Source organism: Chitinophagales bacterium, from assembly GCA_020636495.1.
GTDB lineage: Bacteria > Bacteroidota > Bacteroidia > Chitinophagales > Chitinophagaceae > UBA5543.
The window spans coordinates 1406900-1432292 of sequence record JACJXQ010000008.1 but is presented as its reverse complement, the minus strand read 5'-3'; the positions used below and the strand labels follow the sequence as shown (position 1 = coordinate 1432292).

At 44.4% G+C, this 25393-nt stretch carries 21 protein-coding genes; 14 read left to right on the top strand and 7 right to left on the bottom strand.

All coding sequences use genetic code 11. The features are described 5' to 3' along the window. Positions 1-33: 33 nt before the first annotated feature. Complete coding sequence (locus tag H6550_06175; GenBank protein ID MCB9045707.1) at positions 34-699, bottom strand: hypothetical protein; 666 nt, start codon at positions 697-699, stop codon at positions 34-36. A gap of 237 nt (positions 700-936) precedes the next feature. Beyond that, positions 937-2115 carry a hypothetical protein gene (locus H6550_06170; GenBank protein ID MCB9045706.1) on the bottom strand — a complete coding sequence of 393 codons (1179 nt, stop codon included), beginning with the start codon at positions 2113-2115 and terminating at the stop codon, positions 937-939. A 1291-nt stretch (positions 2116-3406) separates the two neighbouring features. Between H6550_06170 and uvrA the strand changes: the two genes are divergently transcribed. Next, positions 3407-6208, top strand: a complete 2802-nt coding sequence (gene uvrA / locus H6550_06165) for an excinuclease ABC subunit UvrA (protein MCB9045705.1) — start codon at positions 3407-3409, stop codon at positions 6206-6208. A gap of 53 nt (positions 6209-6261) precedes the next feature. Here uvrA and H6550_06160 read toward each other — a convergent pair whose 3' ends face one another. Further along, positions 6262-7263: a sodium:calcium antiporter gene (locus tag H6550_06160; GenBank protein ID MCB9045704.1), complete on the bottom strand. Its 1002-nt coding sequence runs from the start codon at positions 7261-7263 to the stop codon at positions 6262-6264. Between the two features lie 115 nt (positions 7264-7378). Between H6550_06160 and H6550_06155 the strand changes: the two genes are divergently transcribed. After that, the gene (locus tag H6550_06155; GenBank protein MCB9045703.1) at positions 7379-7915 is read left to right on the top strand and encodes a hypothetical protein; all 537 of its coding nucleotides are present in this window, start codon (positions 7379-7381) and stop codon (positions 7913-7915) included. 3 nt (positions 7916-7918) lie between these two features. Here the strand turns inward: H6550_06155 and H6550_06150 are convergent, their stop codons facing one another. The 3 genes from H6550_06150 to H6550_06140 form a co-directional block, all read right to left on the bottom strand. Then, positions 7919-9589, bottom strand: coding sequence for a sodium:solute symporter (locus tag H6550_06150; GenBank protein ID MCB9045702.1), 1671 nt, complete (start codon positions 9587-9589; stop codon positions 7919-7921). A gap of 129 nt (positions 9590-9718) precedes the next feature. After that, positions 9719-12187 carry a PIG-L family deacetylase gene (locus H6550_06145; GenBank protein MCB9045701.1) on the bottom strand — a complete coding sequence of 823 codons (2469 nt, stop codon included), beginning with the start codon at positions 12185-12187 and terminating at the stop codon, positions 9719-9721. 68 nt (positions 12188-12255) lie between these two features. Next, positions 12256-13104 (bottom strand): DUF2911 domain-containing protein, encoded by an 849-nt coding sequence (locus H6550_06140; protein MCB9045700.1) that lies wholly within the window; start codon positions 13102-13104, stop codon positions 12256-12258. Between the two features lie 163 nt (positions 13105-13267). Between H6550_06140 and H6550_06135 the strand changes: the two genes are divergently transcribed. From H6550_06135 to H6550_06125, 3 genes are read left to right on the top strand one after another with little or no spacing between them, the layout of a single operon-like run. Continuing rightward, a complete protein-coding gene (locus tag H6550_06135; protein ID MCB9045699.1) occupies positions 13268-13564 on the top strand; it encodes a thiamine-binding protein in 297 nt (98 codons plus the stop codon). A 19-nt stretch (positions 13565-13583) separates the two neighbouring features. Continuing rightward, positions 13584-14384 (top strand): orotidine-5'-phosphate decarboxylase, encoded by an 801-nt coding sequence (pyrF, locus tag H6550_06130; protein MCB9045698.1) that lies wholly within the window; start codon positions 13584-13586, stop codon positions 14382-14384. A gap of 15 nt (positions 14385-14399) precedes the next feature. After that, positions 14400-15665 (top strand): DUF2851 family protein, encoded by a 1266-nt coding sequence (locus tag H6550_06125; GenBank protein MCB9045697.1) that lies wholly within the window; start codon positions 14400-14402, stop codon positions 15663-15665. Here the strand turns inward: H6550_06125 and H6550_06120 are convergent. Then, positions 15660-16067 (bottom strand): OsmC family protein, encoded by a 408-nt coding sequence (locus tag H6550_06120; protein MCB9045696.1) that lies wholly within the window; start codon positions 16065-16067, stop codon positions 15660-15662. The two genes, H6550_06125 and H6550_06120, sit on opposite strands and share 6 nt — an antisense overlap. 94 nt (positions 16068-16161) lie before the next feature. Between H6550_06120 and H6550_06115 the strand changes: the two genes are divergently transcribed. From H6550_06115 to H6550_06075, 9 genes are all read left to right on the top strand, one after another. Beyond that, entirely contained in the window at positions 16162-17007 is an 846-nt protein-coding gene (locus tag H6550_06115) for a hypothetical protein (GenBank protein MCB9045695.1), read from the top strand. Positions 17008-17019: 12 nt separating this feature from the next. Then, complete coding sequence (gene lipA / locus H6550_06110) at positions 17020-17949, top strand: lipoyl synthase (protein ID MCB9045694.1); 930 nt, start codon at positions 17020-17022, stop codon at positions 17947-17949. An 85-nt stretch (positions 17950-18034) separates the two neighbouring features. Then, positions 18035-18370 (top strand): SRPBCC domain-containing protein, encoded by a 336-nt coding sequence (locus H6550_06105; GenBank protein ID MCB9045693.1) that lies wholly within the window; start codon positions 18035-18037, stop codon positions 18368-18370. A 176-nt stretch (positions 18371-18546) separates the two neighbouring features. After that, complete coding sequence (locus tag H6550_06100) at positions 18547-19431, top strand: hypothetical protein (protein ID MCB9045692.1); 885 nt, start codon at positions 18547-18549, stop codon at positions 19429-19431. Beyond that, positions 19431-20438 carry a S41 family peptidase gene (locus H6550_06095; protein ID MCB9045691.1) on the top strand — a complete coding sequence of 336 codons (1008 nt, stop codon included), beginning with the start codon at positions 19431-19433 and terminating at the stop codon, positions 20436-20438. The genes H6550_06100 and H6550_06095 overlap by 1 nt, the downstream gene beginning before the upstream one ends. Positions 20439-20530: 92 nt before the next feature. Then, positions 20531-20779 (top strand): 2TM domain-containing protein, encoded by a 249-nt coding sequence (locus H6550_06090; protein MCB9045690.1) that lies wholly within the window; start codon positions 20531-20533, stop codon positions 20777-20779. Between the two features lie 77 nt (positions 20780-20856). Next, positions 20857-23493 carry a tetratricopeptide repeat protein gene (locus tag H6550_06085; protein ID MCB9045689.1) on the top strand — a complete coding sequence of 879 codons (2637 nt, stop codon included), beginning with the start codon at positions 20857-20859 and terminating at the stop codon, positions 23491-23493. A gap of 104 nt (positions 23494-23597) precedes the next feature. Continuing rightward, entirely contained in the window at positions 23598-24131 is a 534-nt protein-coding gene (locus H6550_06080; GenBank protein ID MCB9045688.1) for a response regulator, read from the top strand. A gap of 70 nt (positions 24132-24201) precedes the next feature. Continuing rightward, positions 24202-25392, top strand: a complete 1191-nt coding sequence (locus tag H6550_06075; protein MCB9045687.1) for a pyridoxal phosphate-dependent aminotransferase — start codon at positions 24202-24204, stop codon at positions 25390-25392. Position 25393 lies beyond the last annotated feature (1 nt).

Below are 25393 nucleotides of genomic sequence, written 5' to 3'. Positions count from 1 at the left end.
AGCCCACGTCAGCAAACTAAGAACAGCAACGCTTCATTTCTCTTTCAAAGCATTCAGTCTTTCGTACACCTTACATATATGATAGCCATCTTTGTAGTGTACTTCAATTGACTCCGGCTCATCATCCTCGCCGGCCGTCATCATAAAATAATACAACTCTCCACCGGGTTGTGTTGATACGGTGCGCGAGCACACAGTATTTTTTTCAAAAAAACAACTGAATGAATCTTCCATCGTCAACAACAAACCACGGTCATCATCCAGTATCCTGTTACTCCGCATCGGCGAGGTAAAAAAGTAGGCTTTTGATTCTGTTTTCGGATGTTCTATCAACTCATCTACAATAACAAAATAAAAATCATCCTGGAAAACATAATGCGGATAAACCGGGTCGGGTATCTTCATCACTACAGCATAGCAGAGCAAACTGTCCCCGGGCACCAGTGTTTTCAAGCTCAGTAATTTTACCACATTGCCGCCTGCCGCCCTGGCCTGTTCTGCCAGCCCATGCACTACGGCACCAAGATCCGCATCCTCAGGCTTTACAGGCAGATAGTAAGAGATGATGGATATATGCTCAGCACCGGTTATCTCTTCATCTTTACTGATTATGTTGATACCCTCGTCAGGATAGTACTGCGCGCGCAATGGATAAGCGCACACCAAAAGCAGGCATAGGAATATGATGAGCTTGTTCATAAGGTTCAATTGTAAAGCAAGATAATAAAATATCACTCGCTGGCGCAGGTGTTCGTAAAGGCACCTGTGTCAAATAAGTTATCCGGTTTGCAACCGGCATTCGGGGTGCAAAAGTTTAGTACATCATCAACAGCTCAATTATATTCAGGCACAGGCACCTCGAATACCGGTCGGGAGACCGGGTGACCTGTAAGACACGGATGCCCTGCGGAACATCCGCGCCAGTGGGTGCAGAAACTATACTTTCTGTTTCATTATCCCCTTAATCATATCCATATTTTCAACCATATTCGAATAAGGTATTGAACTAAATTGCAAAAATGTTTCCAGTCTTTCTTTTGAATTAATAATCGTCAAATTGTCAAATAAGAATTCGATAATATTATGTAACAAGGTATTTAAATAACTAATGTACAACTCTTCAACATAGTCCACTCCTCGGTGAACTAAATCATTTCTAATTATAGCAAGCTGTTTAAAGATGTGTTCCATTTGCATGAAACCAAAAAATTGAAAAACCTTAGCACGTTTCAAAATTTCATTTGTGTTACCCGTACTTTCAAAAGGATAAAGGAGTTTTTCTAATACATTCCAAAATAACAAATAAGCTTCCCTACCTGTTTTTGAATCCTTACCTAGTCCGTATAATCTAAAAACATCAGAAAGAAACTTATACATCTGCATATCAACATCTGTTCTATTAAAACTATCAAGGATTTTTCCAAATCGTAGTTTGCATCCTGTTTGATCGATTGGTTTTGAAGTAGATGATGTGTATTTGCTTGGTTTTAGTACTTCTATAAAACCATTTGCAATAACAAGTATAAAACGTGGGTAGAAAAAACTGCTATCATTCCGTTCATGGCTATAATTTTTCCACAAAAAGTGATTTTGTGCATAAGAGTATTCCAGTATTCCTTTTAGTAGTGCGTGAACACTCTCAAAGTGCCTGACGGCATCTGAATAGTATTTACTGTTTATTTTAAACGACAGAAGTTTGTGAACACCTGACACTAGAGACTTCATCTCAATAGGTATTAACTTATTTTCACCTTTTACCCCATCTAATACATTCAATTTCTCCTCGAGATCTTCAACAACGACTGTAATATCTATACCTCTTAATACAAACGATGATTCTATTGGATAATCTGTGGAGATAAGAAATTCAAACCAATTTTCAGTATTTACTGTTTCGTATTCACGATTCAAATTTTTATAACTTAAATCGATGTTTTCTGCATTTAATTTTCTAATTGAACGCTCGATTTCTTCTTCGCTGTCCCATCTCTTTTCAGTAAGATGCAATTCTTTGATTGTTAGTCTAAATTCAGGATATGCAAACTCACCATTTCTTTTGAAAACTATTTTAGACAGAATATCATCAATATATTGTTCTTTATGTCGCCCTTTCATATTAACAATATACGCAATAAAGGCAATTGTCAGCCATTTATGACACTTGTTACAGTAAGTCATATTTATGACAAGTGATTCTTTCTAAAGTCTTCTTAAGCACGAGACCTCTGCTATTCAAGATGTTCTGAAGGCATCTTAAACCCCCTACTGTTCAAGATGTTCGGAACGGCATCTTGAACACATAATCAAAGCCGTTTTGTAAACGGTATTTATTAAACTGTAGTTCAGCAAATAAACGCATTACAATTGTACAACTCATGCAACACGATTGCCGTTCTCAGAACGGCTTTCTATTTATATATTCGAAATGCCTTGCAGAACATTTCGAACAGCGGATTGGTAAACGTAGTTTGCAAATGTCAACTATAAATACAGCATACAGACATCAAGGCCTGTAAGCCCGGCAGCGCGTTATCAAATCCATGACATCTGACGCACTCAATTGATCAACTCTAAAATACCATGAGCGTCTTTGTCCCTTTTTATATATGGCGAGGATATGTCTATGTTTAGCACTAGTTATATCCACTCTGCCAACATCGTTAATGTTAAATGTTGTCACTCTATCAGAATGTTTAGAAACTTTCCCCGCAATAGCGCAAGAAATATTTGAGAATACTGTGAGCATATATTGAAAAATTACAGAATGTAGAAATAGTTACTAAAGTTACAATTATGGGCTGGACGAAAAGTTTCATATCTGTTAAGACTTTCCTATTTTTACCCCTGCTGTTCGAGATGTTCGGAACGGCATCTTGAACACATAATCAAAGCCGTTTTGTAAACGGTATTTATTGGACTGTAGTTCGGCAAATAAACGCATGACAACTGTACAACTCAAGCAACACGATTCCCGTTCTAAGAACGGCTTTCCATTTATATATTCGAAATGCCTTGCAGAACATTTCGAACAGCGGAGAAAATCAAAAAAAGAATAGGTAAAAACAATAATTTTACGTATATTTGTTGTAGTAAATGTGAATGCATTTACGTAAATCCCGCTTTGCGGGACTATAGTAAACAACTACGCTATCTCACCATGCCCCACCCACCACACATACAAAAACATTATATCTTATCAGTCCCGCAACAAGCGGGACTTTTTTATGTTTTGTTAAGTGCAAACGGTTATCCGTTTTACTTAACAAAACTTAACAGTTCACATTGCAACAGGCTTATTATCAACCTATTGCGAAAAACAAATACTAACTTTCGGTTAAACCCCGGAAACACATTACTTAACAAAAACAGCAGGGCTAAAAACCTTATTTTTGCTACCCGGCATATTATGGCAACAAAGAAAGCAACCAAAAAGGCAGAAGACAGGATAACGGCAGACGACTCCATATTCATCAAGGGTGCACGTATGCACAACCTGAAGAACGTGGACGTGGCCATCCCCCGCAACAAGCTGGTGGTGGTAACGGGCGTATCGGGCAGCGGCAAGAGCAGCCTCACCATAGATACCCTGTTTGCCGAGGGGCAGCGCCGCTATGCGGAGAGCCTCAGCGCCTACGCCCGCCAGTTCCTGATGCGTATGGACAAGCCCGCGGTTGACTTTATACACGGTATTTGCCCGGCCATTGCCATAGAGCAGAAGGTAAGCACCCGCACCCCGCGCAGCACCGTGGGCAGCATGACGGAGATATACGACTACCTGCGCCTGCTCTTTGCCCGTGCGGGCCGCACCTACTCGCCCGTAAGCGGCACGGAGGTAAAAAAAGACACCGTGACCGACGTGGTAGACTACCTGGAAACGCTGGAACACGGCATCAAGGTGCAGATAATAGTGCCGTTGGTAACGCACTACGGCCGCAGTGTAGAGGAAGAACTGAACATACTGATGCAGAAGGGCTTCAGCCGCATATATGCCAAAGACGATGGCAAACCTTACCGTATAGAAGAACTGGTAGAGGGCACCGCAAAACTGCCCCAAAAGAACAACTACCTGCTGATAGACCGTATAGTGACCAAGGAATTTGAAGAGGATGACATTCACCGCCTGGGCGATAGTATACAAACCGCCTTTTACGAGAGTGAGGGCGAATGCCTGCTGGAGCTGAACGGCGGCGAGATAAAGAATTTCAACAACAGGTTTGAGGCCGATGGTATGGTGTTTGAAGAGCCTACCCCCAACCTGTTCTCGTTCAACAATCCATATGGTGCCTGCCCCGAGTGTGAGGGCTTCGGCATGGTGCTGGGCGTGGACGAAGACCTGGTGATACCCGACAAGAGCCTGAGCGTGCACGAAGGTGCGGTAGCCTGCTGGCGTGGCGAGAAGATGGCGGAATGGCAACACGCGTTCGTTCGCACAGCCACGAAGTACGACTTTCCTATACACAAGGCCATATCGGACCTGAACCAGAAGGAACTGGACCTGCTGTGGGAGGGTAATGATAAGGTAAGCGGCATCCGCGATTTCTTTACCATGGTAGAGCAGAACCTGTATAAGGTGCAATACCGTGTGATGCAGGCGCGCTATCGCGGCCGCACCACATGCCCTACCTGTAAGGGCACAAGGCTGCGTAAGGACGCGCAATATGTAAAGGTGGACAATACGACCATCACCGACCTGATGCACCTGCCCGCAACCAACCTGAGTGAGTGGTTTGACCAACTGGAACTGAACGAACACGACAGTAAAATTGCCTACAGGATACTCATAGAGATCAACCAGCGACTGAAGACTTTGCTGGATGTGGGCTTAGGATATTTAACCCTCAACCGCCTGGCCAATACGCTGAGTGGTGGAGAAAGCCAGCGGATACAACTGACAAAATTCCTGGGCAGCAACCTGACCGACTCGCTGTATATACTGGACGAGCCGAGCATTGGCCTGCACAGCCGCGATACGGAAAGACTGATAAAAGTACTCAAAAACCTGCGCGACCTGGGCAACACGGTAGTGGTGGTAGAACACGACGAACTGATGATGCGCGAGGCCGACCACATCATAGATATGGGTCCGCTGGCCAGCCACCTGGGTGGCGAGGTAGTAGCCGAGGGCAACTTTGACGAGATAGTGGCCAACGAGCACAGCCTGACGGGCAAGTACCTGGGAGGCATTATGAAAATAGACGTGCCCAAAGTGTTGCGCAAACCCAAAGGGCATATACAACTGGAGGGCTGCCGTCAGCACAACCTGAAGAATGTAGACGCAAGTTTTCCGCTGAATGTATTGTGCGTGGTAACGGGCGTAAGTGGTAGCGGCAAAACAACATTGGTAAAACAGACCCTCTACCCCGCCCTGCAAAAACACTTTGGCGAAGGGACGGACAGGCCGGGTCTGCACAAATACCTGGGCGGCGATATTGACCGCATCACCCATGTAGAAATGGTAGACCAGAACCCGATAGGCAAATCGTCGCGCAGCAACCCCGTTACCTACATCAAGGCGTGGGACGAGATAAGGAAACTGTTCACCAAACAGCCTTTGTCTAAAATGCGTGGATTTAAAGACAAGCATTTCTCCTTCAATACAGACGGCGGCCGCTGCGATACCTGTAAGGGCGACGGCGAGGTGGTAGTGGAGATGCAGTTTCTTGCGGACGTGCACCTGGTATGCGAAAGCTGCAAGGGCAAACGTTTTAAAGATGAGGTACTGGAAGTAACCTTCCGCGAAAAGAACGTGTATGATGTGCTGGAGATGAGCGTGGACGAAGCACTGGCTTTCTTTGCAGGAGAAGATAAAATAGTAAAAGCCATGCAGCCCCTCAGCGATGTGGGGCTGGGTTATGTGAAGTTGGGGCAAAGCAGCAATACCCTGAGTGGTGGCGAGGCGCAACGTGTAAAACTGGCTTCCTTCTTAGGCAAGGGCAACAGCAAGGATAAGATACTTTTCATCTTTGACGAGCCGACAACGGGCCTGCATTTCCACGACATCAAAAAACTACTCTCGTCCTTCGATGCGTTAATAGAACAGGGGCACAGCATCATAGTAATTGAGCACAATACGGACGTAATAAAAAGCGCTGACCATATCATAGACATAGGCCCCGAAGGTGGTGCCGGCGGGGGGCACATCCTCTACTCAGGCGTACCCAAAGGCTTGAAAGACGTAAAAGAAAGCTATACGGGACAATATCTATGATAAGTAAAAAGTCAAAAGTGAAAACAAAAAACTATTATCCAATATCTAAAACATCATCCACCAGATAGCAACATCACCCGCATCATGAGTATATAAACCACCAGTATGAAAAACGAATCCACAGCCATCACCCACTTGAACTTGCTTTTGTACACCAGCCCTATGATACCAATGGTAGTAATGAGTATGCTGCCCAGGGCGGGTATCATCAATGTGGGTTCTATATGTTCCATCAGCGGGCCTTTGGTATATACTATATCATTTATGGCCAGTACAAAAATGTTGAACACATTACTACCCAGGACATTGCCTACCGCCATATCAATAGAGCGCTGGCGCACGGCCATCACGCTCACTACTATCTCGGGCAGAGAGGTAGAGAACGCAAGGAACACGGTACCGAAAAAGCCTTCGCTTATACCGGCGTATTTAGCTACATCGTCGCCATAGTATGGCAGGAAAATGGCCGCCACCACTACCACCAGCGCAAAGAACAGGTAGCGGCTGATGATGAAGGTTTTGCTGTAGTTCACCACCTCTTCAGAAGCCGTAGCAACCGCCTCATCTTTCTTCGGACGTTTCTCGTAATTATACACCGCCCTGATGGCAAAAAAGTAAATGAATATGAAAACTAAACTATCACCACCAACCCAGCCTATATGCCCGAACAAACCCGGCTGTATGATAGAAAAAGACACCACGCACAACAACACTACTCCGAACGCAGCAGCTATCACATGGCCTGTTTGTGCTACATATGTTATGGGTGGTTGTTTGGGAAATGAGACATCCAGCAGGGAGAGTATCAGTATATTGAAAGCGCAGCTACCTATCACGTTACCTACGGCAAGGTTCGGCGAGTCGACCAGTTGTATAGAGCTGACACCGGTAACCAACTCCGGCAATGAAGTGACCCCGGCCATGAGTATCATACCCATCCACATTTTGCCCCAGCCCATAATGTCGGCCAGCTTATCGCCGTAATAAGAAAGTTTTGTGCCCGCGTATAATATTGCCAGCACACATACCGAAAACCAGAAAATACTTAATGCCATGATACATTGTCAAAATAGCAAATCTCAACGAATAATCAGCATGCAGGATATTAACCTTAAGTTGCAGAAATTTGCGGCCGGGCCAAATGTCTGTGCAAATACTTATTTTAGCATCATGAAGCACTTTCTTTTGATACCGGCTATACTGATGTTTACCTCATGCAATGCGGGCGAGGAGAATCATTCCAAAGACACTGAAACTAATACCGAAGTAACCGAAGCGGTTGCCGAGCCCAAAGACACCCTCGCCGATGCGATATTTGAGGAAGCTGCAAAAGAAGAAAAAACAATGCCCGCTCCTGACACTTTGTGTTACGTACTGACGGAAGGAGATGAAAACAGGAATATTAATGCAGTACGTATCATACAGCAGGGAGATAAGGTGACCGGTATATTAAAATACCTCACCTTTGGCGAGCCACCCGCACAGGGAGACCTTAACGGAACCATCAAAGATGGTATTATTACTGCTGACTGGACGTTTATAAAAGACAAGCAGTTTTATAAAATACCTGTGTCATTCAAAATGACGAAAAATGCCTTACTACAAAAGCCAACAGCTGTGAGTAAAGACGGGCAACCCTACATCCCTGAAGACGGAGAATACAGCTATAAGTTCAACAGGGTGAGTTGTGAGTATTTCCCTGAGTAGTACCTAAGACAGCTTAGTGTTTCTTCCGGGAATCAATAAAGCTATCAGCATGACCAGTGCCGCGCCTATCACATTCAGCCAGAGGAAAGAGACCCAGTTCATAGCATAGATAATAACAACCAATACCTCGGCTATTATTGCGGCATAGAATACGGCCTTCCCTCCTATTCTTTTCATATAAAAAGCCACGAGGAAGATGCCAAGAATGGTACCGTAGAACAAGGAGCCAAGTACATTCACAGCTTCGATAAGCGAGCCCATTTGCGTAGCGAACATTGCCACCCCGATGCTGAACAGCCCCCAGAAAAGGGTGTGCAGCCTGCCCAAACGGACCTGTTGCGCTTCTGAGAGTTCCTGCTTGTTATTCAGCAGCTGTATATCCATCATAGATGATGATGCCAGCGAATTAAGCGCGGCGGATATTGACCCCCATGACGCCAGGAATATGATAGCGAACAATAAACCAATAAGCCCTTTGGGCAAGTTGTGTTTCACAAAATACAGGAAGATATAATTGGTATCTCCATTATCGGAAGCGGGGGCAGCGCGATTGATATGCTCGCGAACGGAATCACGTAAAACGGTTATTTGTTGTTGTGTCGCTTTAAAGTCTGCCACAAGCGTTTCGTTATTATTCCTGTTGGCGGCAATGGCCTTTGCCTGTTGTTCGTATGTAGAGCGCAGTTTAGTGTATTCCGTTTCAATGCGTTCAACAGCCTGCGGGTCTTTCTCTTTCAGTTTGCCATAGGCCTGCTGATTGAAGTAAACCGGTGCATACTGGAAACTATAAAAGGCAAACAATAAAGCGCCTATCAGCAAGATAGAAAACTGCATGGGAATTTTGACCATACCATTCATGAGCAACCCCATACGGCTCTCCCTGAGGTTCTTGCCCGATATATACCGCCCCACCTGGCTCTGGTCTGTACCAAAATATGACAGCGCAAGAAAGAACCCTCCTATGATACCACTCCAGATATTGTATTTATCATCCCAGCTAAAGTCTGTAGTAATTACGTTCAACTTTCCGGACTTGCCCGCCACATACAATGCATCACTCATACTTAAACCATCCGGCAATTGCTGAACGACCATAAAACCGGCTATAGCCATAGAGGTAAGAATAATAAGAAATTGCAGCTTCTGGGTATGCGCTACCGCTTTGGCACCACCACTATAAGTATAAACCAGCAATAACCCGCCCATGATCGTATTGGTCAGGTATATGTTCCACCCCATGATGGAGGACAGGATAATAGACGGCGCATATATACTGATACCTGTAGACAACACGCGAGACAACAGGAACAATACTGAAGTGAGCACACGTGTACGTTGATCGAAACGGTTTTCCAGGTATTGATAGGCGGTGTACACATTCAGTTTGCGAAAGATAGGTATGAAGCTGACACTGATAACGATCATAGCTATGGGCAGGCCGAAGTAATATTGCACAAAGCGCATACCATCGGTATATGCCTGCCCCGGTGCCGAAATAAATGTAATAGCACTGGCTTGTGTGGCCATGATACCCAACAATACAATATACCAGGGCATATTCTTATCGGCCAGCAGGTATGAAGCTGAACCATGCAGGTTACGACTTTTATAAACACCATATAATATGATGCCTGAAAGTGTCGCCAACAATACTATCCAGTCAATTATACTCATGCCCAGTGTTGCGTGAACCAATAATACAGAACTATCTGCACCAGCAATACTGCCAGCACAGCTATGTACCATTTGTTCCAGTTTTGTACAGGTTCTGTATTCATCAGATATTATCTGTGTTTAGTAAATCTACTTACCCGCCGACAAAAAATTGCACAATAATTTAATAGCACCCACATTACCTGCAGGCAACTGCCTGAAAAATGACAACGGTGTGTATATGTAATAACCTTTGCCATATTTAGTATATAAAGTACTTCCCTTAGACGGTTCCTCGCCGGCATCATGCATACTGAACAATGGTTTGTAGTGCTCATCCCACTTATCTGCGAAATACAATCCACGTTCCTGTACCCAGTTGTCAAAGTCTGCTTTAGTTATCTTGTTAGGATAGTTCAGCAACCTGTCCTCTTTATTCAATATGGTCACTTCTGCATCCTCTTCCGTTACACGGTCGCGCGATAACGAAAACTGATAAGGGCCGATGTCTTTGGTATTCAGGCTGTGGTTGGTATTGTACTGCATGACCAGTGTACCACCATTTTCAACATACTTCATTAGTTTGGGCATCCAGACAGGTGCTTGTTCGTTTACATTTATGGCTCGAATACCTACCAGCACTGCGTCATATTTTGCAAGATTAGCTGCAGTTATATCTTCATTCTTCAACACATCAACCTTCATACCGGCAAACCTGAGTATCTCACTCACATCATCGCCTACACCCTCTATATAGGCAATGTTCTTCGCCTTACATTCCCATGCTTTCATCAATACTTTTGCATGCGGTTGTGTGTAGTATTGCAAAGTTGGCAAGTGTTCGTATTTGTTAGTGTGTTGTTGTTTGTCGTACATTTTTTTGCCATCTATTACACTTGCATACAACTCAACCTCTTTATCATCAGGCCTGCCACTGGTATGGTCTGATGCAATAGTAACAGTTATCGTAGTGTCTTTGCCTGCAGCAAGATCAATATTTCTTACCATACCGCTTATCACCGCATTTGACACAACCAGAGAAGCACCTTTAAGATCTTTTTCTGTATGTATATGTACGGTTGTTTGTATATCCCCGTTATCAGCCATTAAGTACATACCCGAAGTAAAATCTAACGTTATTTCAGGCACAACACGTAATTGCTCCACAACGTCGCCATGTGTAGGGTCGGTTGTTTTATAAGATAATGGAATTTCGACCAGGAAAGTTTCATCGCCCACCTGGACACGTGTGGTAGCTGTCAGTTCGTTCGGTGTTTCAGGCATGCCCAATTGCGCGGGGTCGGGTATCGGGTAGAAAGCATCTTGTGTTTGTGGTTGTGATAACCAATATGGCTCGGTATATGAGGCATCACCGGGTATCCTTATACTCCGCTTAAAGGTTACCAGTTCATCAAAAGGCAAAAACATATAACACACGGTATCCGTTTCCAGGCATTTGATATCCAGTAGTTTTATTTTCACATCTTTGCTACGAGCGATAACATTAATTGAAAAAGGTACCATCTCTCCTCTTGTCACTTCAGGCTTGTCTGTTACTATCTCAGCCATGAAACCCGATGCATGTAATATCACTGCCTCCAGGTCTTTCATCTTGCGGTATTTCCAATCGTTATCCGGAATGTCTTTCACCTCCTTGTACAATGCTAACAGCGCAGGCAGGCTTTTTTCGGGATGTGTAAAATCATAAGCTTTGATGATCTTCTCTATTTTCTCCCCAATATCTTTTCGGCCAATACGTCCCCATGTAATATCTATGCCGTCGAAAATTGAGTTAGTTGCAGGTTCACCATCTACCAGTGCCAGGTATTCGGTCTGCACGCCCGGCACACTACGGGTACCTGCCCCCTGGCTGCGGTGGATGCTGCGGCTGATACCTGCCAGTTCTCCATAGCCCATACCCAACAGGCTGTTATACTGTCCCACATCCAGTTTGAACTGGTCTTCACTGGTAGTATTCCTATCGCCAAACCGGTAAGCGTTAAAGAATATGCGTTTGGGTTGCCATGGCTTTACATATTTGAATTGCTCCTTAAAGCTATCTGCACTACCTGCAGCATTAAACGCCTTATGCCCTACTATAGCAGAGGCGGCGTGCTGTCCGTGACCGGCCCTTTCATCCGGCGGAAAACGACATATTATGACATCGGGGCGAAACTGCCTCATTACCCAAACCACATCTCCGGTCAACCTTTCTTCGTCCCAATGTTTGAATGTCTCGTCTGATGTTTTTGAGAAACCGAAATCTACAGCGCGCGTAAAATACTGCCCGGCACCGCCATCCAGCTTACGAGCCTCCAACAGCTCGTGCGTGCGTATTAAACCCAACGCCGGGCCTAACTGCGGACCGAGGATATTCTGCCCGCCATCGCCGCGTGTAAGCGAGAGATATGCAGTAGGTATATGCTGGTCGTTAACCAACCACGCCAACATGCGTGTGTTCTCATCATCAGGATGAGCCGCCAGGTATAGTACGTTTGTTAAACTTTTCAGCTGGTTCAGCTCGTGATATATCTGTGCCGACGTAGCAGGACGTAGCTGCTGTGCTAAGGTGAATAAGGGTAACGCCAATAATAAAATGCTGAATATTGATCTTTTCATAACCTGTTTAAAATAAGACACCCACAGTGTGTGGCTGTGGGTGTAAATATATATACTTATGAATTGTTTTATTTTTTAGCAGACATTGCTTTGATGATCGCCTCGTTGTTGCGTTTCTGTTCTGCCTCGTAAGCACTTCCTTTTGACACTTCTATCGCTTTGTTTGCAGCTTCGATAGCAATGTCTTTTTTGCCTAACTGCTGGGCGATCCTTGCTTTCAGGTTCCACATCCAGAATGCATCCTGGCGTGTTTCCAAAGCCTTGTTCACATACTCCAGTGCTTTGTCCAGGTTCTGGCCTGTTTCGTTGTAGTAAGATGCTGCCTGGTAGTAAGGAATATTTGGTTCTTCAACTGCTTTAGTAATGTCTTTTGCAATACGGTCTGCGTTGTTCGCTTTAACAGGTATCACCACTTTAGTGTTCTCCCATTTCAAAGTGATGTCACAGCTATTGAAAGTGATATCATCTATTGTAATAGTGAAAGTTTCCGCAGCATTGTTGAATTTGGTTGGTTTCACTTTGAAACGTGCCACGTCATCATCGGTAGTGTAACCGCCGGTACCCCAGTTGCCGACACCTTTATTCAGGATAACCTCCCATTCATTAACATTAGGTACAGTGTATAAAGCGTACGTACCTGCCTTAACATCTACGCCACCTACATTTACATCTTCACCAAACATAACTTTTGTAGCAGCGTTGGCACCGGTACGCCATACCTCGCCATATGCTACCAGCCCGCCGAATATTTTACGGCCGCGCATAGAAGGACGACTGTAATCAATGGTAATTTCAGAAGTAGAGAATGCCTGCGTGATCTTAGCTGTAGGACTAAGCGCAGGTAATTTCAGGCCTTGTGCAAATGATGTAGTTGCAACGCCTGTTAATAATAATAGTGCAAGAGTGATGTATTTCATAATATGTACTTTTTTGATGGATATGTGCGAAAATAACCATGATTGATGTAGCTACAAAAAAGTATTTATCTATATAAGCTTAAGTTTTCTTAACACGGGCTTATGGGTAGTTTTTTGTAACCGGACATATCCAAGCTACATTTGCAGCCTAAACATGTAAATGATGAGCTACAACGTAAATCTCGCGATACAGATACTGCCCCTGCATATGGATAAAGAACAAGCATATAGTACGATAGATGCTGCCATTGCCAAAGTGCAGCAGTCTGGACTGAAATATGTAGTATGCCCTTTTGAAACTGTTATTGAGGGCCCATACGAAACGGTAATGCAACTGGTAAACGATATGCAGGAAGCATGTTATGCAGCCGGAGCCAAAAACCTGCTGGTGAATATGAAACTGCACCGCAGCAACGAAAAAGACATGGCCATAGAAGACAAAACAGGTAAGTATCAATAATCAGGTTATTTTTGCACCAATGAACAGAGCTGCTTTAATACAAACAATCAGGGATAAGAAATCAGTATTATGTGTCGGGTTGGATACCGACCTGACGAAGATACCACAACACCTGGTGTCTGAGCCCGACCCGGCATTTGCCTTCAACAAGGCTATAATAGATGCGACAAAAGACTATACTGTCGCCTATAAGTTGAATACCGCTTTTTACGAAGCGCAGGGCATAAAGGGTTGGGAGAGCATGCAAAAGACATTGGCATATATTCCCAAAGATATATTTACTATAGCTGACGCTAAACGCGGCGACATTGGCAATACGGCAGAGCAATACGCCAAAACATTCTTCCACACCTATCCTTTTGATAGTGTTACAGTAGCGCCTTATATGGGCGAAGACAGCGTGAAACCTTTCATGCAATTTGACGGTCATTGGGCAATAGTGCTGGGACTCACCTCTAATAAAGGCAGTGCTGATTTTCAGCTGCAACCAAGTGGAAATGAACTGGTGTATGAAAAAGTGCTGAAGACCGTCGCGAGCTGGGGTTCTCCTGACAATACAATGTTCGTGATAGGCGCTACGAGAAAAGAACAACTGCAACATGTGCGCAGTTTGTTGCCTGAGCATTTCTTCCTGGTGCCGGGTGTTGGCGCACAAGGTGGCGATGTAGCTACCGTTTGCAGCAACGCTATGAACAACGATGCGGGCATACTGATCAATGTATCGCGCGGAGTAATATATGTAAGCAACGGAACCGACTTTGCAGAAAAAGCAGGCGAAGCCGCCGCAGACTATCAACAACAAATGGCAGCTTATTTGTAACTTCATCCTGTAACCATGCAGGAACGTCTATTACATACCATCTGGCAATACAGCCTTTATTCGCCAACAGAACTGAAAACCATACAGGGTGAACCCATAACCGTGGTGCACCCCGGCAGGTATAATACGGATGCCGGTCCTGACTTCCTAGAGGCTAAAATAAAAGTGGGTAACACCACCCTTGCCGGGCATGTGGAAATACACGTGCGCAGCAGCGACTGGGAGAAACACGGCCACGAAGGTGATGAGGCCTATAAAAACATCGTGTTGCACATTGTGCATGAGCATGATGCGGATGCAGGCCCTGCCAATACACCAGTATTATGCATTGCTCCTTATGTATCTCAGGACGTTATCGCTAAGTACGAATACCTGTCGTATGCAAAAAGCGACCTGCCTTGCGCTAATCACCTCGCAGATGTAAAAGACATTATCAAATACAGCTGGCTGACACGATTGCTTGCCGAACGCTGGGAAGAAAAGCTGGGCACCTGGCAGGAACTGCTGGACGAATCGGCAGGGGACTGGAGCAGCCTGCTCTACTGGCGGCTGGCTGCTAACTTTGGATTTAAAGTGAATGCAGATGCTTTTCTCGCACTGGCAAGGTCACTGCCTTTGAACATATTGGCGAAACACAGGGAAAACCTTTTGCAGGTAGAAGCACTGCTGTACGGACAGGCAGGTATGCTGGAAAATATTGAAGATGATGTTTATCCCAGTGCACTGAAAACAGAATATGATTACCTGCGCAAAAAATACAAACTGACACCAATACCGGCACATAGCTGGAAGTACATGCGGCTGCGCCCCGCCAACTTCCCTACCATACGCATTGCACAGTTTGCGGCCCTGATACATAAGTCGGTACACCTGTTCTCAGTCATCATTGAAAAAAGCACTGTACAGGAGATTCAGCCCTTGTTTGATGTGCGTGCAGGACATTACTGGGAAACACATTACAACTTTGGTGAAGCGGCAGAAAAGGACAGCAAGAAGAACCTGGGCAAGTCGTCCATTCAGAATATCATCATCAATACCATTGCCCCTATAAAATTCCTGTATGCAAGCCAGCAATCTACAGAAGCAGAGCAGGAAATAGCTTTAAAATTGCTGGATGAACTACCTGCGGAGCGCAACCACATCATTGACACCTGGACAAACAACAACTGGCCTCCTGCCAATGCCTCCCAATCGCAGGCGCAGATACAACTATACAATAACTACTGTAGTAAAAAACGTTGTCTTAACTGCGCCATAGGACTAAGCATCGTCAAATCATAGCCAGTCGAAAGTCACCGTTTTCTTCAGGTCGGGATGCAGGCTTTCTATAACCGGGCAAGTCAGAGCGGCCAGTTCCAGAATTTTCTTTTCCTTATCAGTGTAGGTAATATCCTTAGGGAAATGCATTGCCACCTTCACCTCGCTAATGCGGCGCGGGTGGGAAGCCATTATTTTCTCTATTTCACATTCAATACCATCAATATTAATATTATGCGTACGTGCGGCTATACCCATCAGCGTGCACATGCAGGCTGCCATTGCCGTAGCTACCAGGTCTGTTGGAGAGAAACGTTCTCCTTTTCCATTATTATCAGGTGGAGCATCTGTTTCGATAGTGGTACCTGATAATGAGTGGGTTGCCAGTGTTCTCAGGTCGCCTTTATAAATAAGTTTCGATGTCATGTAGATAATTTAGTCTAAATTTACTTACTTTAAAAGACAAAAGGACATGTGTGCGGGCCGGAGGCTCCATGCAGCAATAGAATCGCACCTACAAATGATGAAAAAATATTTCTGTATATCTATCTTTTTGCTGACCACGCTTTTAGTCACAGATGTGGCATTTGCCCAGGTCACAGACAGGGACTCTATAGCGGTACCGGTAAGAAAGAAAAGGCCCAAACCTATTAAACAGGAAGTAAGCTTCGGACTGAGGATGAATACGGACGGCTGGAGCCTTTTCATGGACAGGGGAAAAGTAAAGAATACAGACAGAACTACTGACTACTATTACGACCTTAATTTCTGGCAGGTAGAATTCAGCGAGAAGAAACACCCCATGGAGATCAAGCGTAGCAACACGATAAGCAGCGCAGTTGAGGCTGCTAAACCGTTTGTATATGGTAAGATCAGCAATTTTTACACGCTGAACATAGGCTACGGAAAACGCAAACTGATAGCAGGAAAGTCATTTATCAATAACGATGTTGAACCTCGTGCCATGTCAATACACTGGGTGTACCTCGGTGCATTATCGATCGGATTGGAAAAACCCTATTATATTGACGCATACGTAAACCAAAACGGTTCTTTAGTGCAAAAGACTATAAGTTATAATGATGACACTAAAGAAGATTTCTTAGCTCAGCAATTTATCGTGGGTAGTTCAGGCTTCGGACAAGGACTGGGCGAAACAAAGATAGTTCCCGGTATCCAGGTAAAGACAGGCCTCCACTTTGACTTTGCGCCAACTAAAACTTCAAAATTAGCGGTTGAAACAGGCATCAGCGCTAATATGTACAGCCGTGCCATACAATTGATGGCTAACCAAAATGCCGTTCCATATTTCGTAAATGCATATATGTCATTCCAGGTTGGCAAACGTTGGGCACAAAAGAAGTAACTTTGCAGCGTTATGCAGGAATTACCGGTTATTAATAACATAGATACGACACAAACACGCGTAAAAAAACCAAACTGGTTGCGCGTAAAACTACCTATAGGTGAAGAGTACCGTCATGTACGCAACCTGGTAGACAATCATAAATTACATACCATCTGCGAAAGCGGCAACTGCCCAAATATGGGAGAATGCTGGGGTGCAGGTACGGCTACTTTCATGATATTGGGTAATATATGTACCCGTTCGTGCGGATTTTGTGCGGTGGCCACAGGCCGCCCCGAAGCTGTAGACTGGGATGAACCACAGCGTGTGGCAGAGGCTATTCACCTGATGCAGGTGAAACATGCTGTTATCACATCGGTAGATAGGGACGAACTGAAAGACGGCGGCTCTATAATCTGGGCTAATACCATAAAAGCTGTTCGCGCGCTGAACCCGGAAACTACGCTGGAAACGCTGATACCTGACTTCCGCGGGCAGTGGGAGAACCTGGAGCGCATTATTGAAGTAGCACCAGAAGTAGTATCACACAATGTAGAAACAGTAGAACGCATGACCCGCAAGGTGCGTATACAGGCTAAATACCGCCGCAGCTTAGAGGTGATACGCAGGCTGAAAGACGGTGGCATGCGCACCAAAAGCGGCATCATGCTGGGGCTGGGCGAAGAAAAAGATGAAGTAATACAAACACTACAGGACCTGAAAGATAATGGCTGTGATGTAGTAACCTTAGGACAGTACCTGCAACCTACGCAGAAACACCTGCCCGTTGTACGTTTCGTTCATCCTGATGAATTTGCTGAATATCGCGAAGCAGGGTATAAAATAGGGCTGGACTATGTAGAGAGTGGCCCGCTGGTACGCTCATCGTACCACAGCGAAAAACATGTGATACCGGGCGAAGGCCGCAGCACATGGGAAGCAGAGAAGCAAGCTGTGTAATTGCAGTTTATTAATATTGATACAACAGCCCGCTTCATGCGGGCTGTTGTTATTTGATTATTTTCACAGCTATAAAATACAGGATATGTACAGGCACATAAAACACAGCATTACAATAAACGCTACACCCGCTGATGTATGGAGAGCACTGACGGATAAAGACCTTATCAGGGAGTACATGTTTGGTACAGAAACCACTTGCGACTGGCAGAAAGGGAGCAAACTCTCATATACCGGCGAGTACGAAGGACATAAATACAATGACGGCGGAGAAATACTGGAAGCAGAACCGGAAAGACTACTGAAACACACCTATTGGAGCTCTATGAGCGGTGTGGAAGATATTCCTGAAAATTATGCCTTAGTTACCTACACCATAACACCTGGCAACGGCGGAACCATACTAACAGCAGAACAGTAGAACAGTCCTACACAACAAATGCATGAAAACTCTGATAAGCACTGGCCGTGGGTGCTGAATGCTATTAAAGAGATACTGGAATAATAATATTCATAATATAAGAATATAAAACCCTGCCTTTTGTGCAGGGTTTTATATTACTTTTGGTCTTCTACATTCATCTTTCATTCTATTTAATGAAGAACAGGATATTATTGATACTGGTATGCTTAACCATATTGCATGCACAAGTACATGGGCAGGAAACTGATGGCCTGAGCAGAAAACAAATAAGGCATGGCCGGGCAAAATACATCCAGACAGGCCTTGGACTGAACAAGGGCAGCATGCGCGACTTTGCCACCTCCCCCATTACTTACAAAGGAATATTGTTCAACTACTCGCTTGCATGGCTGAAAATGGATACAGCGCGGGAAAACAAGTTCACTGTACGTTTCAACCAAGGCAACTACAGGTATAAAAAAACGGATGGTATTGATGTAAAATCAAAGGCTACGCAATATGTTTTGTATCTGAACTATTATAGGCTGTACCAGCTCAGAAGATTATCTAACGAAAAGTGGAATGTAAAACTGGGAGGCATGTATGACGTGAATATGGACGTACGTATCAATGATGACCTGATGAATGCAGGTATTGGCTACGAGGCATTCAGTACCTTCTTCCTGTCAGGTAAAGTATCCCGCCGTTTTGAACGAAAGGAGGTTATCAATAAAAAATTCCTTTTTATTAAGTACAAACTTAAGCCTATGGTCACATTGTTCTCTTACCAGCTCAATCTACCGGTAATGAACAACTCTGTACGCAACGGGTATGCCTATATCGGTAACGAAAGCCTGAACACGTTCCCTATATTCAATGGATATGAAGTGAAGTCATTTTCAGGCATACGTTTCTGTTCAGAGCTGGCATATACCCGCCAGATGCAAAATGGAAATATGTACCGGGTATCCTATTTCTGGGACGCATATGCAGTGGGTAAGAACTTTAACCGTTTTGAGGTAGCCAACCACATACTCGAGTTCTCCTTATTGTTTCACCTGAATAAAAACAAACAATAATGAACAGGCTGATAACAATCATATCTATACTACTACTATGCGCTTCCTGTGAGAAAGCCATATTTAAAAAGAAGGGAACATCAACTGACCCTATGGCTAACTTCGACTACCTATGGGAGCAGGTGGACATCCGCTATGCCTACTTCGATACCAAAAATGTTGACTGGAATACTATTCGTACCAAATACGCGGCAAAGGTATATTCAGGCATGAGCGAGGACGAACTATTCAATGTAATGGGTGCCATGTTGAATGAGTTGCGCGACGGGCATGTAAACCTGATATCCCCTTTCAATATTTCAGTATACGACATAGAATTACTGGGACCAGACAATATAGACGACCGGGTAATACTTGAAAATTACATCGGTACCGACAGGGTAATTACCGGTCCGTTCATGCATGATTTTCTGCGCAACAAAGAGATCGGCTATATACGTTTCCCATCATTTCCTGGCACGGTTGATAATGTGCAACTGGATTATATATTAAATAGGTATAAAGACACCAAAGGGTTGATATTTGATATCAGGCAAAATGGAGGTGGTGTAGTCAATGATGCCTACACCATTCTCAGCAGGTTCATCAATAAGTCAACTTTTGTATATCAGTCAAGAGGCAAAACAGGGCCGGGACACAACGAGTTTGGCGAAATGGAACGATCAGATCTTGCCCCATCTGAATCAGCCATCAAATACCTGAAAAAAATAGTGGTGTTAACAGACAGGGGGACATATAGCTCCGGTTCCTTTTTTACACTCATAGCCAAGTCTATTGACAATATGGTAGTAATAGGCGACACCACGGGCGGCGGATTAGGATTGCCCAATGGAGGTCAGCTTCCCAACGGCTGGACATATCGCTGCTCCATAACACAAACCCTGGATACAAGTGGCAATAACTATGAGAATGGGATACCACCTGACAGAGTTGTGCGTGTAGATAAAGTGCGCCTGGCAATGGGTATAGATGATGTGCTGGAGGCAGCTATGAACGAGATCAAATAACAACAATACTAATATCTGTGCATAAGTAAGGTGATCTTAAAATTTCATTTTATCGCCACAGGTCTATATATTTGCAACAAATTATTAGATACATGCCAGCAAAATTAAAGCCAACAGGCAAACAAAAGCAAATATTCTACATTCACACAGTTGTATTTGCAATAGTTACTGCAGCTACTTGGATGCTGTACGATAAAGGTGTTGAAGGTTGGGCTTACCCATGGCCTGCATGGACCACTGCTGCATGGGGTTTATCGCTGATAGGCCATTTCTGCGCGACGTTCCTGAGCTACGAAGATCCAGGCCACCAGGATTATAAACGCATGGAAGTAAACGGATAATAATATCTTCACAATATTCATAGCGCCCCTTGCACAACAGCAAGGGGTTTTTATTTTTACAGGAAGAAGGCTGCTATATGGATGCTCAAAAATACCAACAACTGCTGAAAGAATATGATACCATCAAGGACGAACGTTCGCGTATAGACCTTTTGGTGACCATGGCCCTGGAAATGAGAAATACTGACCAGGACGAGGCAATGAAAATGGCAGATGAGATCATTGAGAAATCTGTAAACATTGGCTACCCGCGCGGCCAGGGCCGTGGGCATAACCTGAAAGGCTCCTGCTATGGCCTTCAAGGCGATTACGATGACGGGTTGGCAGAACTGCACAAAGCACAGGCAATAGCCAAACACATAAAAGACAAAAAGCTGGAAGCCAGGGTACTGAATAATTTCGGTAACATATACAGGGAGACCGGTGATTTTGCACGTGCATTGAATTACTTTGAAGAAGCACTGGTAATCAATGAAGCTTTGGGCGATGAGGTAGCTACTTCTGTAAACCTGACAAGTATAGCCCAACTACTATACGACCTGAACGATTTTGACAGTGCCCTGGATTATGCACTGCGTTGCCTGCCTATATTTGAGAAGGCACACGATGCCAACAGGGTAACTACTACTTATAATGTACTAGGCAACATCTACTTCAAGCGAGAGGAATACGAAGAAGCCATGCAGTATTTTGAAAAGAACCTGCAAAGTGCAGAACAAGAGTCATCGGCATACATCATAGCGCTGAGCGGTGTGGGCAAAGTACATTACCGCCTGAATGACTTTGAAAAAGCTAAAGAAAGCCTGGAACAGGCCCAGAAGGAAGCTGTAGAACTGGAGAATGCGGAAGTTCAGATCATATGCAACTATTACCTGGGTAAGATACAGATGGACGAAGGTGATTTCAGGCAGGCGCTGTTCTACCTGAACAAGGCTTTTGAAATGGCTGAGGACTACCTGCGCAAACATGACGTGATGAGCCTGCACGAAACGCTTTCAGTATTGTATGATAAAATGGGTAACATCCCGAGTGCATTCTATCATCTTAAAGCCTATGAACAACTTAAAGAAGAAATATTCCAGCAGACAACGCTGAACAAACTGCGCAATCTGCAGATAAGGCAAAAAATAGAACTTTCTCAAAAAGAGAAAGAGGTGGCAGAACGTACAGCTGAACTGAAACAACAGTTCATGGCCAATATGAGCCACGAGATACGCACACCAATGAATGCCATTGTTGGCATGACCCGCCTCCTGATGGACAAAGACCCCAGGGATGACCAAAAAAGATACCTTAAAGCTATCCAGCAATCAGCAGATAATCTGTTGGTCATCATCAACGATATCCTCGACCTGTCAAAAATAGAAGCGGGCAAGATAGTAATAGAGGATACAGATTTTGTGATGACTGAGCTTATAGGCAGCATGAAGGACATATTGTTGTTCAAGGCAGAAGAGAAGGGGCTTGAATTCAAAGTCTCTGTAGACGAGCATATCCCAATCCGCTTAATTGGCGACCCGACGCGTATCAACCAGGTACTCATCAACCTGGCCGGTAATGCGGTCAAGTTCACAGAAAAAGGTTCCGTTTCAGTTTCTGCATCTGTTAACAAACGCGAGGGCAATAAATACTGGATAAGATTTGATGTAGAAGATACCGGTATCGGTATCTCGCCTGATTATGTAGGACAGATATTTGAAAGCTTTACACAGGCAGGAACAGATATTGCACGCAAATTTGGCGGTACCGGACTGGGGCTGACCATTTCCAAACAATTAGTTGGCCTGATGAACGGCGAGATAAGTGTGGAAAGTGAACTGGGGAAAGGCACAAAATTTACAGTAATCATCCCGCTCACAGAATCAGCTAACCAGGTTCCGGTAGAAGACACGCCAATAATAGACGACAGTAAGAAACAGAAACTGGCAAGACTTAAACTACTGTTGGCTGAGGATAATGAATTCAATAGAATGGTGGCAGAAGATACTCTGAAAGAGTTACTGCCAGGCATACACATAGATGTTGCTGTAAATGGACAACTGGCGGTTGAAAAGGTAAAAACAGGCATTTATGATATAGTGCTTATGGATATACAAATGCCTGTGATGGATGGTGTAGAGGCTACAAAACGAATCCGCAAAGACCTGCCGGAACCACTGAACAAAGTAAAGATCATTGCCATGACTGCCAATGTGCTGATGGAGGATGTGCAGAAATATTTTGACATAGGCATGAACGCTTATGTATCCAAACCATTTCAACCAGACGAACTCTTGTTGAAAATGGCCACTGTAATGGAACATATCAGCAGTCCTGACAAGCAACAGCAGGTACAGCCAAACACAACGGCAGTACAAGACAATGTGCTGAAACCACTACCTGAAAAGGTGACAGATATGCGATTCCTGACACAATTCACTGGTGGTAATGTCGAAAAAATACAGAAGTACAAAGGTATGTTCCTGGAAAATGGGCCCAGACTACTGAACAATATTGACGAAGGCCTGAAGAATAAGGACTATCCCGCTATCAAGATAGCAGCACACTCCATGAAACCTCAATTGTCATACATGGGGGTAAAAGAAGATATTAGCAATATCTTCCTGATAGAGCAGACAGCTGGGGAACAGGCTCACTTTGAACGGTTACCCCGCCTGATAGAACAGTTGCATAAAGTATGCGAAAAAGCCTTTGTTGAACTGAAAAGCGAATAAAATGGTCTTTCTGCTACTAACTGATTATTAAGCATATTCCCCCGGGTTGCTTTGGGGTTTTAAATATTTTTTCTATTTTTCTACGAAATTGAACTCCTGAGCATATGGCACAAAATAATAGTCGGTACATCTTCCTGGTAGATGACGAGCCGATTCAAAACGAAATGCTGAAAGATTATATCGCTGAGCGTTTCCTATACGAGATAAAAACCTTTGATAACGGTGAAGATGCACTTGCCAATATGCACCTGCATCCGGAAATAGTTGTGCTGGATTATCACCTGAGCGCTCACAAACCAGAAGCGCAAAACGGCGTTGATATCCTGAAAAAGATAAAAGAAGGATATCCCGAAACACAGGTTATTATGCTGTCGGGCCAGGACTCTCTTGAAGTAGCAGTGGACAGCATGAAATATGGTGCCTACGACTACATTGTAAAAGGAGAAACAGCCTTTTCGCGTACGGAGAACACATTGAACAACGTAAGTGAATTGCACAGAATGCGGACCATTAACAATGGCTACAAGAAAACGATCGTTTTCCTGAGCGTTGTGATAGGCCTTATTATCCTGCTGGCTTTGTACCTCAACTTCTTCACCAATGCATTCTCGCATACGTCTAACGTAGCAAGTATTTAAGCAAAGACCATTTACAGAACTCCGACAGCATATGTTTAGTACATTTGCTGTCGGATAATATTTTATAGACATGCAACTAGCGCAGAGACTGAACCGGGTAGTAGAACCGCAGACCATAAAAATGGCTAAACTAGGCCGGGAATTAAGAGCCAAAGGAATTGACATCATAGACCTTAGCCTGGGAGAACCGGACTTTAATACCCCGGAATACATCTGTGACGCTGCAACCACCGCTATGGAAGAGGGTTATACCAAATACACCCCTGTAGCCGGATATCTCGATCTGCGCGAAGCTATCTGCACCAAACTGAAAAGAGACAATAACCTGGATTATACCCCTGACCAAATCATTGTATCTACAGGTGCGAAGCAATCGTTGGCCAACGCAATATTGAGTATTGTTGACCCGGGAGACGAAGTGATCATCCCTACCCCATACTGGGTAACGTACGGTGCATTAGCACAGTTGGCCGAAGGGACTCCCGTTTATATTCCATGTACAATTGAGAATGACTTTAAGCTTACCCCTTCACAACTGGAACAACATATCAGCGATAAAAGTAAGCTGTTCATATTCTCATCTCCCTGCAACCCTACCGGGAGTGTTTATTCTAAGGAAGAACTTGCGGGACTGGCTGAGATATTCAAGCGATTTCCCAACTGTGCTATTATCAGTGATGAGATATATGAATATATTAACTACTCAGGGAAACACGAAAGTATAGGACAATTTGAAGAGCTGAAAGACCGCGTGATCGTGGTAAATGGGATGTCTAAAGGTTTTGCCATGACCGGATGGAGGTTAGGGTATTTGGCAGGTCCTAAAGAGCTGGTACAGGCATGCGAAAAGCTCCAGGGTCAGTTTACCTCGGGCGCCAACTCAATAACAGAGCGTGCGGCCATCACAGCACTTCTTGGCGATATGCAACCCACTTTCGAGATGACCAAAGCTTTCAAAGAGCGTCGTGACTTCTTGTATAATGAACTGAAAGACATCAAAGGGATGAAGCTTAATTGCCCGCAGGGCGCCTTTTACCTGTTCCCTGATGTTAGTGCCTTCTTTGGCAAATCTGACGGAGTGACCACCATCAGTAATGATGAAGACCTGAGCATGTACCTGCTATACAAAGCCAATGTAAGTACGGTAATGGGCTCAGCATTTGGCAATAGCGATTGTATACGCCTGTCGTTTGCTACCTCTATGGAGAAGCTGCAGGAAGCTGTCAAACGCATCCGTGAGGCGCTGAACCTGCTGCAATAAG